The 11,872-nt window shown below is 71.7% G+C and carries 11 protein-coding genes; 4 read left to right on the top strand and 7 right to left on the bottom strand.

Annotated elements, in window-relative coordinates; translation table 11 throughout:
* Positions 1 to 86 precede the first annotated feature (86 nt).
* The 3 genes from P8S73_RS07785 (at position 87) to P8S73_RS07775 (ending at position 2,889) form a co-directional block, all read left to right on the top strand.
* Positions 87 to 1,148 (top strand): iron-containing redox enzyme family protein, encoded by a 1,062-nt coding sequence (locus tag P8S73_RS07785; protein ID WP_121241612.1) that lies wholly within the window; start codon positions 87 to 89, stop codon positions 1,146 to 1,148.
* Positions 1,145 to 1,423 carry a CDGSH iron-sulfur domain-containing protein gene (locus P8S73_RS07780; protein WP_121241610.1) on the top strand — a complete coding sequence of 93 codons (279 nt, stop codon included), beginning with the start codon at positions 1,145 to 1,147 and terminating at the stop codon, positions 1,421 to 1,423. The genes P8S73_RS07785 and P8S73_RS07780 overlap by 4 nt, the downstream gene beginning before the upstream one ends.
* A gap of 551 nt (positions 1,424 to 1,974) precedes the next feature.
* The gene (locus P8S73_RS07775) at positions 1,975 to 2,889 is read left to right on the top strand and encodes a sulfite exporter TauE/SafE family protein (protein ID WP_047979115.1); all 915 of its coding nucleotides are present in this window, start codon (positions 1,975 to 1,977) and stop codon (positions 2,887 to 2,889) included.
* Positions 2,890 to 2,907: 18 nt separating this feature from the next.
* Here the strand turns inward: P8S73_RS07775 and P8S73_RS07770 are convergent, their stop codons facing one another.
* The 7 genes from P8S73_RS07770 to P8S73_RS07740 all read right to left on the bottom strand — a co-directional run bounded on the left by P8S73_RS07770 (position 2,908) and on the right by P8S73_RS07740 (position 11,125).
* On the bottom strand, positions 2,908 to 3,852 hold the full coding sequence (locus P8S73_RS07770; protein WP_135010586.1) for an electron transfer flavoprotein subunit alpha/FixB family protein: 945 nt from the start codon (positions 3,850 to 3,852) through the stop codon (positions 2,908 to 2,910).
* A 135-nt stretch (positions 3,853 to 3,987) separates the two neighbouring features.
* Positions 3,988 to 4,794 carry an electron transfer flavoprotein subunit beta/FixA family protein gene (locus P8S73_RS07765; protein WP_039100685.1) on the bottom strand — a complete coding sequence of 269 codons (807 nt, stop codon included), beginning with the start codon at positions 4,792 to 4,794 and terminating at the stop codon, positions 3,988 to 3,990.
* Positions 4,794 to 5,684, bottom strand: coding sequence for a CoA ester lyase (locus tag P8S73_RS07760; protein WP_135010584.1), 891 nt, complete (start codon positions 5,682 to 5,684; stop codon positions 4,794 to 4,796). The genes P8S73_RS07765 and P8S73_RS07760 overlap by 1 nt, the downstream gene beginning before the upstream one ends.
* Positions 5,681 to 6,163 (bottom strand): MaoC family dehydratase, encoded by a 483-nt coding sequence (locus P8S73_RS07755; RefSeq protein ID WP_121566126.1) that lies wholly within the window; start codon positions 6,161 to 6,163, stop codon positions 5,681 to 5,683. Before P8S73_RS07755 ends, P8S73_RS07760 begins: the two co-directional genes overlap by 4 nt.
* A gap of 73 nt (positions 6,164 to 6,236) precedes the next feature.
* Positions 6,237 to 7,418, bottom strand: coding sequence for an acyl-CoA dehydrogenase family protein (locus tag P8S73_RS07750; protein ID WP_052239195.1), 1,182 nt, complete (start codon positions 7,416 to 7,418; stop codon positions 6,237 to 6,239).
* Positions 7,415 to 9,505: a biotin carboxylase N-terminal domain-containing protein gene (locus tag P8S73_RS07745; RefSeq protein ID WP_145000338.1), complete on the bottom strand. Its 2,091-nt coding sequence runs from the start codon at positions 9,503 to 9,505 to the stop codon at positions 7,415 to 7,417. Before P8S73_RS07745 ends, P8S73_RS07750 begins: the two co-directional genes overlap by 4 nt.
* Positions 9,506 to 9,517: 12 nt before the next feature.
* The gene (locus P8S73_RS07740) at positions 9,518 to 11,125 is read right to left on the bottom strand and encodes a carboxyl transferase domain-containing protein (protein WP_135010582.1); all 1,608 of its coding nucleotides are present in this window, start codon (positions 11,123 to 11,125) and stop codon (positions 9,518 to 9,520) included.
* Between the two features lie 135 nt (positions 11,126 to 11,260).
* Here P8S73_RS07740 and P8S73_RS07735 point away from each other — a divergent pair, with 135 nt between their 5' ends.
* Positions 11,261 to 11,872 carry a TetR/AcrR family transcriptional regulator gene (locus P8S73_RS07735; RefSeq protein ID WP_271073724.1) on the top strand — a complete coding sequence of 204 codons (612 nt, stop codon included), beginning with the start codon at positions 11,261 to 11,263 and terminating at the stop codon, positions 11,870 to 11,872.

The following is an 11,872-nucleotide window of genomic DNA, read 5'->3' as shown; positions in this document are numbered from 1 at the left end:
TGTGCATCCTCGGCGGCACGTCCGCCAGCGGGCCACACAACCCGCGGGCGGGCCACTCAACGACTTCGTCACGGGAGACCACGATCATGACCACAACCCCCGTCCGCACTGCCGCCCCGGCCGCTCGGGGACCCGTGAGCACCGCCCTCCTGGACGTCCTGACCGGCCCCGAGGACACCCCGGACGCCGCCTACGAGGCGCTCGCGAGCGCCGTCGCCCGCGCCGTGGAGAGCACCGAGGACGTGCTCGCGGACGAGGACGTCCAGCTCTCCCTGTTCCTGCTGTACCTGCTGCACTACGGCCCGGCCGAGTTCGTGACCGGGGACCGCGAGTGGGACCCCGAGCTGCTGCGCATCCGCGCGGTGCTCGAGGAGCGCTTCGAGCGCGAGCTGCGGGAGCGGGTGCCCATGCCGGACCCCATGCCGCAGGACGGCGCCGAGCTGGTGGACACGATGTTCGCCATCACCGGCGGGGCGGAGAAGCCCACCCTGGCCACGTGGCTCGCCCGGCACCCGAGCGAGGAGATCCTGCGGGAGTTCCTGATCCACCGCTCCATCTACACGCTGCGCGAGGCGGACCCGCACTCGTGGGGCATCGCCCGGCTGCGGGGCCGTGCGAAGGCCGCGCTGGTGGAGATCCAGTCGGACGAGTACGGCGGCGGGCGCCCCGAGCGCGTGCACGCCACGATCTTCGCGCAGAGCATGCGCGGCGTGGGGCTGGACGACACCCTGGACCACTACCTGGACCTGGTGCCCGCGCCCACGCTCGCGTCCATGAACGTGATGAGCCTCTTCGGGCTGCACCGCCGGCTGCGCGGGGCGATCGCCGGGCACCTCGCGGCGTTCGAGATGACCTCCTCGATCCCCAACAAGTACTACGGCCGCGCGTTCCGCAAGCTCGGCTACGGCGAGGACGTCACCTGGTACTACGACGAGCACGTGGAGGCCGACGCCGTCCACGAGCAGATCGCCGCCCGGGACCTCGCCGGGGCGCTGGCCCAGGACGAGCCAGAGCTGCTGGAGGACGTGCTGTTCGGCGCGGCCGCGTGCCTGTACGTGGACGGGCTCATGGGCGATCACATGCTGGAGTGCTGGAGCAACGAGCGCTCCTCGCTGCGTGCGGACGACGCCGCTGGGGCGGCTCTGTGAGCAACGAACGCCCCGAGGACTCCCCCGCTGAGGATCCCGTGGTCATCACCCCGTGCCCCAACGGGCCGCTGCTGGTGCGCGGGGACGTGATGATCGCCCCGGAACCGGGAGCCGAGCCGCAGAAGCCGCCGCGCCGCGTCGTCGCCCTGTGCCGGTGCAACATGTCCTCGATCGCCCCGTTCTGCGACGGCTCCCACAAGCTCGCGAACTTCCGCACGCGTCCGCCGCGCTACAACATCGGCAGCCCGCGGGAGGATGCGGGCGAGGAGGACTGAGGCCCCGGCCGCGGGCCGTGCAGAACGGCCCGCACGGCAGCGACACTCCCCCGTCTCTTCCCCGAACACAGAAGGGCGCCCCGCAGGCACGTGCCTGCGGGGCGCCCTTGTCCGCGCGAGGACCCCAGTTCTCGGTGGCGGGGGTCTCGCCCTTGTTGTCGGTCATGGCGCCGACGCCCTCGTCGGCGGGCTCCGCGTCCACCTGGGTGTCCTGGGCCATGGCCGCGGCCTCGTCCTGCGGGTTCATCTTGATGGACTCTTCCCCGGCGTTGGCGGGATTCTTCTGTGCCACGGTGCTGCCCTTCCTCTGGACTGCTGATCGGTGGGATCACCGACATTCCCATTTTCGTCAGTGTGCTGTCTGCTGACAAGGAGGTGGTCGAGGCCACATTTCTGAGCCCTGTGTCAAGCCCACGTCACGCTGTGACATGGGACGACGCATGACGACACATTCCTTGGGCCCGGGTTCGGGCGGTTTCTACGCTGGGGCGATTCACGCGGCAACCCGCCGGTACCCCGCCGGCACCGCCGCCCGCCGTGCAGGAGGCATCGTGCGCACACTCATCGTGCTGGCCCTCGTGGGCTTCGGAGCGCAGCTCGTGGACGGTTCTCTGGGCATGGCCTACGGCGTGACCTCCTCCACCCTGCTGCTCGCCGCCGGGCTGACCCCGGCGTCCGTGTCCGCCACGGTGCACCTCGCGGAGGTGGGCACCACGCTCGCGTCCGGGTTCTCGCACTGGCGCTTCGGCAACATCGACTGGCGCGTGGTGGGCTTCATGGCCGTGCCCGGCGGGATCGCGGCGTTCTTCGGCGCGAACCTGCTCACCGTCTCCGGCGACGCCGCCGCGCCGGTCATGTCCACCATCCTCCTGCTGCTCGGGGTGTACGTGGTGTGGCGCTTCCTGAGCATCGGCGGAGGGCGCCCCTCGTTCCACGGCCGTGTGCCCGCCGCGTTCCTCGTGCCCCTGGCCGCGGTGGCCGGGTTCATGGACGCGATCGGCGGCGGCGGGTGGGGGCCCGTGGGCACGCCCACGCTGCTGGCCTCCGGCAAGATCGCACCCCGCAAGGTCATCGGCTCGATCGACACGTCCGAGTTCGTGGTCAGCCTGGGCGCCTCCGCGGGCTTCCTGCTGGCGCTCGGCAGCCAGAACATCAACTACGGCATGGTGGTGGCCCTGCTCATCGGCGGCGTCGCGGCCGCACCGCTGGCCGCGTGGCTCGTGCGCCTGCTCGCCCCGCGCATCCTCGCCATCGGCGCGGGCGGGCTCATCATCGTGACCAACGCGCGCACCCTCCTGGGGGTGGACGCCGTCCGCAACGCCCTGCCCGACGCCGCTCCCGTCGTGATCCTCGCGGCTCTCGCCGCCCTGTGGGCCGGTGCGCTCGTGTGGGTGATCCGCCGGGAGGTGGCGGACCGTCGCGCCGCCCCCGTGCGCACGGAGGTGCGGGTGCCGGAGAAGGTGTGAGGGGGACGTGGACCCGAGTCAGCCCTTCCGCTCCCGCAGCGCCTCGATCAGCTGCGGCAGCACTTTATTGAGGTCTCCCACCACGCCGTAGTCCGCGATCTCGAAGATCTGGGCGTTCTCGTCCTTGTTGATCGCCACGATGGTCTGCGAGGTCTGCATGCCCGCCCGGTGCTGGATGGCGCCGGAGACACCCGCGCACAGGTACAGCTGCGGGGACACCGTCACACCGGTCTGGCCCACCTGCGCGGCGTGCTCCACCCAGCCCGCGTCCACGGCCGCGCGGGACGCACCCACAGCGGCGCCGAGCTCGTCCGCGAGCTGCTCGACCAGGGAGAAGTCCTCACCCACGCCGCGGCCGCCGACCACCACGGTCTTGGCCTCGGTGAGCTTGGGGCGCGACGACGCCGGCGCGGCCTCCGTTCCCGTGACCGTGGCCGCCGGGCCGGAGACCGACACCGCCAGCGGCTTCACCTCAGGCGCCTGGCCCCCGCTCACCTCCTCGGTCTCCACCGAGTTGGGGGCGAGCGTCACGAACGCGAGCTCCGTGGTGGGCTCCGCCGTGGTGGTCCAGCCGCCGGCCAGCACGGACTTGGTCACGGTGCGGTCCTGCGCCACACCCACCGCGTCGGTGATGATCGCCGCCGAGTGGCGCACGGCCAAGCGGGCGAACCACTCGGTGGTGTCCGCGTCGTTGGCGCCCACCACGAGCGTGGCGCCGGAGTCCGCCAGGGCGGCGTCGAGAAGTGCGGTGTCCGTCAGGGACAGGTCCTCGGCCTCCCGTTCTGGGACGAGCAGCGTGGCCGCGCCGTAGCCGCCGAGCTCGTCGGCCAGGCCCTCGGGCTGGGGGTCGTGGCTGAGCACGGTGACGGAATCTCCCCCGGCGAGGGTGCGCGCGAGCGTGAGCAGCTCATGGTCCGGGGAGCGCAGCTGACGGGTGTGGCCGAGGTCTACGAGGACGTGCATGGTGTTTCCTCTCGAACGCAGTGGAAGATCGTGGGTGCGGCGCGGGACGGGCCCGCAGCGGCCCGGTGCGGTGCTCGGACCGCCGGGAACAGAGACCCCGGGCAGCCGTGTGAGGCGCCCCGGGCCACGCGGCCGTCAGAGCAGGCGGCGCTGCGCGAGGAAGTCCGCGAGCTGGATCCCGGCCTCGCCCTCGTCCTGGACCACGGTTCCGGCCTCGCGCGGGGGCCGGGCGGTGGCGGACTGCACGGAGGCGGCCGCGGCGTCGCGCCCCACGGTGGAGGCCTCCACGCCGATCTCCGCGAGGCTCAGCACGGCCGAGGGCTTCTTCTTCGCGGCCATGATCGCCTTGAAGTTGGGGTAGCGCGGCTCGTTCGCCTGGTCCGTGACCGAGACGACCGCGGGGAAGTGCACCGCCACGGTCTGGGTGGCGTCCGCTCCGGGGCGGGTCAGGGCCAGCCCGGTGTTCCCCTCGTCCCAGGCGACGCTGTCCGCGCGGGTCACGAGCGCGAAGTCCAGGCGCTCGGCGAGCATCGCGGGCATCACGGAGGTCTCCCCGTCCGTGGACGCCAGGCCCGTGAGCACCAGGTCCACCCCGCCGTGCTCCTCGCCCACGTGCTGGATCGCGGCGGCGAGCGCCGCGGAGGTGCCGAGCGCGTCGGAGCCGGCCAGGGCGTCGTCGGCCACGTGGAACGCGGCGTCCGCGCCCATCTGCAGGGCCTTCTTCACGGCACCGGAGGCGTCCTCGGGGCCCACGGTCACGGCGATGATGGTGACCTCCGCCTCCGGGGCCGCTTCGCGCAGGGCGATGGCCGCCTCCAGGGGGTACTCGTCCAGCTCGGAGAGGATCGACTCGCCGCGGTCCACGGTGAGGTCCTCCTGGAACGTGCGCTGCTTCTGGGCGTCCGGAACGTGCTTGACCGGAACCACGATGTTCGTGCTCATCAGTTCTCCCTCGTCTCGGTGCGGGACGTCTCGGTGCCCGGTTCATCGGTGCCGAGTGTGTCGGCGCGGCGTGCCTGGGCCACGGTGCGCTCCGCGTGGCGCAGCAGCGGCCCGTCGATCATGTGGCCCTCGAAGCGGAACACGCCGGGCGCGCCCTCCGCGGCCGCCAGCAAACGGCGCGCGTAGTCCACGTCCTCGGCGGTGGGTAGGTACGCCTCGCGAATCACCGCCACCTGGCCGGGGTGGATGCACGCGGTGGCCGCGAATCCGCTGCCCGCGGCGTCCTCCGCCTCCGCCGCGAGGCCCTCGGTGTCCGCGATGTCCACGTGCACGGCGTCGATCGCGGCCTTGCCGTGGGCGCCCGCGGCCAGCAGCACCGCGGCGCGCGCGGCCACGGCCACATCCCGGTAGGAGCCGCCCGGGCGGCGGCTGGAGCGTCCGCCCAGGGATGCCACCAGGTCCTCCGCGCCCCACATCAGGGCGACGACGCCGCTCTGCTCCGCGATCTCGGACGCCGCCACGATCCCGGCGGCCGTCTCGCACAGCGCGATGACCCGCGCGTCCGGCAGGGCGTCCGTCACCCGGCGGACCTGCTCGGCGGACTCCGCCTTGGCGAGCATCACGGTCCGGAACGGGGTGTCGCGCACCGCGGCGAGGTCGTCCTCGAAGAACGGCGAGGCGGCGTCGTTGACGCGCACCACCGTGGTGGCGGGATCCAGGTCCGCAGCGGCGATGTGCTCGCGCGCGGCGGGCTTAGCGTCCGGGGCCACGGCGTCCTCGAGGTCGAGGATCACCGCGTCCGCCCGCTCGGCCGCCTTGGCGAAGCGCTCGGGGCGGTCCGCCGGGCAGAAGAGGATGGCCGGGCCCATCGTGAACGTGGGGATCGTCATGACTGGTCCTTCCCTGGGGCGCCCTGCATGAGCACCGAGCGCACGCACGTGGCCACCACGGTGCCGTCCTGGTTGCGGCCCACGTGGCGGACCCTGATGATGCCCTGGCCCGGCCGGGATCTGGAGGGGCGCGCGTCCAGGATCTCGGACTCGCTATAGAGCGTGTCCCCGTGGTGCATGGGGTGCGGGAACGCGACCTCCTCGAAGCCCAGGTTCGCCACGATCGTGCCCTGCGTGAGCTGCGCGACGGACGCGCCCACGATGATCGACAGCGTCATCATGGAGTTCACCAGCCGCTCCCCGAACTCCTGGCGCTCGCTCCACGCGGCGTCCAGGTGCAGGGACTGCGTGTTCATGGTGAGGGTGGTGAACAGGACGTTGTCCGCCTCCGTGACGGTGCGCCCGGGGGCGTGCTTGTACACGGCGCCCACCTCGAACTCGTCGAAGTACAGCCCGCGCTGCTCGATGACCTTGGCCATGCGGTTCTCCTTGCCGGTGCGCCGGGGCGGCGCGTTCAGTCGTGCTCGGGTGACGTGGTGCTGGGCGCCCCTGTCACAGCCCCAGCTCGCGGGCGATCAGCATGAGCTGGACCTCCGTGGTGCCCTCGCCCACCTCCAGGATCTTGGAGTCGCGGTAGTGGCGGGCCACGCGGAACTCGTTGATGAACCCGTAGCCGCCGAACACCTGGGTGGCGTCCCGGGCGTTGTCCATGGCGGCCTCACCGGCCACCAGCTTGGCGATCGCGGCCTCCGTCTTGAACGGCTTGCCCTTGAGCATGCGGGACGCGGCGTCGTAGTAGGCCAGGCGGGCCTGGTGCACCCGGGCACGCATCCGGGCGATCTTGAACGCCACGGCCTGGTTCTTGCCGATCGAGCGGCCGAACTGCTCACGCTCGGTGGCGTAGCGGATGGCCTCTTCGAGACAGCCCTGCGCGGCACCCGTGGCGAGGGCGGCAATGGCAATGCGCCCCTCGTCCAGGATCCGCAGGAAGTTCGCGTAGCCGCGGCCCTGCTGGCCCAGCAGGTTGGCTTCCGGAACGGTGACGTCCTCGAACGTCAGCGGGTGGGTGTCCGAGGCGTTCCAGCCCACCTTGTTGTACGCCTTCTGCGCGGTGAAACCGGGGGTGTCCGTGGGGACAAGGATGGTGGAGATCTCCTTCTTCTCCCTCCCGTCCGCCGTGGTGGTGGTGCCCGTGACCGCGGTGACGGTGACGAGTTTGGTGATGTCCGTGCCGGAGTTGGTGATGAACTCCTTGCTGCCGTTGATCACCCAGTTGCCGTCCTTGAGCTCCGCGCGGGTGCGGGTGCCGCCGGCGTCGGAGCCGGCCTCCGGCTCGGTGAGCCCGAAGCCCGCGAGCGCCTGGCCGCTGGCCAGCTGGGGCAGCCACTGCTGCTTCTGCTCCTCGGTGCCGAACAGGTACACGGGCATGGCGCCCAGCGAGACGCCCGCCTCCAGGGTGATGGCCACGGACTGGTCCACGCGGGCGATCTGCTCCAGGGCCAGGCACAGCGCGAAGTAGTCCCCGCCCTGTCCCCCGTACTCCTCCGGGAACGGCAGGCCGAACAGGCCCATCTCCGCCATCTGGGACTGGATCTCGTACGGGAACGAGTGCTCCTCGTCGTGCTTGGCGGAGACCGGGGCGATCTCCTCGTCCGCGAACTCGCGCACGGCGTCCGAGAGCGCCTGGTACTCCTCGGACAGTTCGAACGTGTTTAGCTCGGTGTTCTCGCTCATGCCTGGTCCTCCGTGTGGTCGTGGGTGTCCTGCTCGGTGCTGTCCTGCTCGGTGTCGTCCGTCTCGATCGTGGCGACCACCTGGTCCACCTTCACGCGGTCCCCCACGCCCACCAGGACCGTGACGGTCCCGGGCAGGGTGGCGGTGATCGGGTGCTCCATCTTCATGGCCTCGACGGAGACCACGGTGCGGCCCTCGGCCACGTGCTCGCCGCTCTCCGCGAGCACGGCCACCACGGTGCCCGGCATGGGGGAGCGCAACTCCGGTCCGCCCGCGGTGGTCTCCCGCTCGATCTGCGCGAGCTGCGCCTGCAGCGCCCCGGTGCGGGTCCGCACGGGGATCTCGAACGACGCCGCCCCCTCGCTCACGTGCACCGTGCGGCCTTCCGCGGTGTCCGGGTTCCCGGTTCCCACGGCGGTCACGACGGCGCGCGAGGGGTCCTCTTCGAACGGCGCCGGTCCGGGCAGGGCCGTGGTGGCGGAGAAGCCGTCCGCGCGCCACGCGGTGCCGCCGATCCGGCGTGCGGCCAGCCGGTCCCGGTGCGCTGCGGTGTCGGTGTCGGTGCGGCGGTCGGCACCGTGGTGCCCGTGGGCTCCGGAGCCGACCACGGGGTCCGTGCCGGCCCCGGCACCGAGGGTGGCGAGCAGGGAGCCCGCGCGGGCGGCGTCGTCGTCCCGGGAGCCCAGGACCACGTGGGCGGCGAGCGCCTCCACGTAGGGGTCCGGCCGGGCGAACTGCAGCTGCGGAAGCTTGCGCTCGATGAGGCCGGTGTCCATGCGCCCGGCCACCACGTCCTCGTCCGTGAGCAGCATGTGAAGGTACTCCACGTTGGTGGCCACGCCCAGGACCACCGTGTCCTCGAGCGCGGTGCGCAGCCGCTGCAGCGCGGTGCGACGGTCGGGGCCGTGGGCGATGACCTTGGCGAGCATGGGGTCGTAGTCCAGGCCCACGCGCTGACCCGCCATGATCCCGGAGTCCACGCGGACCCCCGGGCCGGAGGCGTCCCGCAGGGCCACCACGGTGCCCTCGGTGGGCAGGAAGCCGCGCGCGGGGTTCTCCGCGTAGACGCGCGCCTCCACGGCGTGGCCGTCCAGGTGGACGTCCTCCTGGGTGAGCGTGAGGTGCTCGCCGTCCGCGATCCGCACCTGCCACTCCACCAGGTCCACGCCCGTGACCATCTCGGTCACCGGGTGCTCCACCTGCAGGCGGGTGTTCATCTCCATGAAGTAGAAGGTGTCCGGCTCGCGGTCCGAGACCAGGAACTCCACGGTCCCGGCGCCCACGTAGTCCACGGCCTTCGCGGCGGCCACGGCGGCCTCCCCGATGCGCGCACGGGTGGCGGCGTCCAGCAGAGCGGACGGCGCCTCCTCGATCACCTTCTGGTGGCGGCGCTGCAGCGAGCACTCCCGCTCCCCCAGGTGGATCACGTGGCCGTGGGTGTCCGCGAGAACCTGCACCTCGATGTGGCGCGGGGTAGCCACGAGCTGCTCGATCAGCAGGGTGTCGTCCCCGAAGCTCTGCTTCGCCACGCGGCGCGCGGCGGGCAGCGCCTCGGCGAGGTCCTCGAAGCGCTCGACCACGTGCATGCCCTTGCCGCCACCACCGGCCGACGGCTTGATGAGCACGGGGAACGGCATGTCCGCCGCGGCCGCCACGAGCTGCTCGTCCGTGAGACCGGGCTCGGAGACGCCCTGCACCAGGGGGACCCCGTGCTCGGCCACCTGCAGCTTGGAGGCGATCTTGTCCCCCATGATCTCCAGGGCACGCTCCCGCGGGCCGATGAACGCGATTCCCGCCGCGGCGCACGCGCGGGCGAAGTCCACGTTCTCGGCCAGGAAGCCGTAGCCGGGGTGGACGGCCTCCGCGCCGGTCTCCCGGGCGGCGGCCACCACAGCGTCGATGTCCAGGTAGCTCTCGGCGGCGGCCGCGGGACCGATCCGCACGGCCACGTCCGCCTCCTTCACGTGGCGGGCGCCGGCATCGGCGTCCGAGTACACGGCCACGGAGCGGATGCCCATGGCGCGCAGGGTGCGCATCACGCGCACGGCGATCTCGCCTCGGTTGGCGACGAGCACGGTGGAAAACATGAACGAGGACTCCTACATCCGGAAGAGGCCGAAGCCCGGGTCGGGAAGGGCTTGCAGGGACGCCGCGGCCAGCGCCATGGCCAGGACGCGGCGGGTGTCCGCGGGCTCGATCACGCCGTCGTCCCACAGCCGGGCCGTGGAGTAGTACGGGTTGCCCTGGGACTCGAACTGCTCACGGATGGGAGCCTCGAAGCGCTCCTGCTCCTGCGGGTCCATCTGCTCGCCGCGCGCCGCCAGCTGGTCCTTCTTGACCGTGGACAGCACGGACGCCGCCTGCGGGCCGCCCATCACGGAGATCCGGGCGTTGGGCCACATGAACAGGAACCGCGGGGAGTACGCGCGCCCGCACATGGAGTAGTTGCCGGCGCCGAAGGAGCCGCCCACCACCACCGTGAACTTGGGGACCCGGGTGGAGGCCACCGCGGTGACCATCTTGGCGCCGTTCTTGGCAATGCCACCGGCCTCCGCGTCCCGGCCCACCATGAAGCCCGTGATGTTCTGCAGGAACACCAGGGGCACGCCGCGCTGGTCGCACAGCTCGATGAAGTGCGCGCCCTTGAGCGCGGCCTCGGAGAAGAGGATGCCGTTGTTCGCCACGATCCCCACGGGGTGGCCGTCGACGTGCGCGAAGCCCGTGACCAGCGTGGTGCCGTAGTCCTTCTTGAACTCGTGGAACTCGCTGCCGTCCACGATCCGCCCGATGACCTCCCGCACGTCGTAGGAGCCGTTGACGTCCGCGGGGATGATCCCGTCCAGGTCCGCCACGCTCAGGTCCGGCTCCCGGGCCGCGATCACGTCCCACGCCACGGTCTTCTGCTCGGGGAGGGTGGCCACGATGTCCCGGACGATCTCCAGGGCGTGCTCGTCGTTCTCCGCGAGGTGGTCGGTCACGCCGGAGGTGAGGGTGTGCAGCTCTCCGCCGCCCAGCTCCTCCGGGGTGACTTCCTCCCCGATGGCCGCCTTCACGAGCGGCGGGCCACCCAGGAAGATGGTGCCCTGGTTGCGCACGATCACGGTCTCGTCGCTCATTGCGGGGACGTACGCGCCGCCCGCGGTGCACGAGCCCAGCACGGCGGAGATCTGCGGGATCCCCCGGGCGGAGAGGTTCGCCTGGTTGTAGAAGATCCGCCCGAAGTGGTCCCGGTCCGGGAACACCTCGTCCTGCATCGGCAGGAACGCCCCGCCGGAGTCCACCAGGTACACGCACGGCAACTTGTTCTCCGCGGCGATCTCCTGCGCCCGCAGGTGCTTCTTGACCGTCACGGGGTAGTAGGCGCCGCCCTTCACGGTGGCGTCGTTGCACACCAGCACCACCAGGCGGCCCCGGACCATCCCGATCCCGGCGATGACCCCGGCACCCGGGCACGCGCCGTCGTACATGTCCTCCGCGGCCAGGGCGCCGATCTCCAGGAACGGCGAGCCCTCGTCCAGCAGCCGGGCCACGCGCTCGCGCGGCAGCAGCTTGCCGCGGGAGCGGTGGCGCTCACGGCTCTTCTCGGGTCCGCCCAGGGCGGCCCGCGCCGTGCGCTCACGCAGCTCGTCCCGCAGCCGCGCGCTGGTCTCGCTGTTCGTGCGGAACGCGGCGGAACTGCGGTCCAACTCGCTCGTGAGGAAAGCCATGTCGTCCCTTCGGAAAATTCAGTTAATGCTCAATAACTAAAGTGGACTATAGTGACACCCATCACCGTTGTCCACGCCCCACCGCCCAGCGTCCGCACAGGTCCGGGGGTGGGCACGGCACCCGAAGGAGGTTGCGTGGTCGTGACGCCCCGCGAGCAGGCCAAGAGCGAGCGCCGTCGCAGGATTCTCGACGCCGCCGCGCAGCTTTTCGCGCGCCACGGCTACCAGGCGGTGACCCTGCAGAGCATCGGCGAGCGCGCCGGGATCTCCGGACCCGGGGTGTACCGGCACTTCGAGAGCAAGCAGGAGATCCTGTGCCAGCTGCTCGTGGGGATCTCCCAGCGCCTGCTGGACGGCGGGCGCGCGATCCGCGCCGAGCACGGGGACACCCCCCGGGCGCTGGCGGAGCTGATCTCCTTCCACGTGGACTTCGCCCTCGCGGACGCCGCGCTGATCCGCGTGCACGAGCGCGACTTCGGCTCGCTGGAGCAGCACAACCGCCGCACCGTGCGGGAGATCCAGCGGCTCTACCTGGCCGAGTGGCGCCACGTGCTGCTCGCCCTGGAGCCCGGTCGCTCCCTCCAGGACCAGACCACGCGCGCGTTCGCCGTGATCGGCCTGATCAACTCCACCGCGTACTCCCGCGCCCGGACCGAGAGCCCGGACGCCCAGGTCAGCGCGGTCCTCAAGGAGATGTCCCGGCTCGCGCTGGGCATCTCCGCCGAACCCGTTCCCAGTGAAAGGTGA

The sequence above is a fragment of the Kocuria sp. ChxB genome, assembly GCF_044359605.1.
GTDB classification, from domain to species: Bacteria; Actinomycetota; Actinomycetes; order Actinomycetales; family Micrococcaceae; genus Kocuria; species Kocuria rhizophila.
The sequence above is the reverse complement of the archived record's forward strand: the minus strand, read 5'-3'. Positions and strand labels throughout refer to the sequence as shown.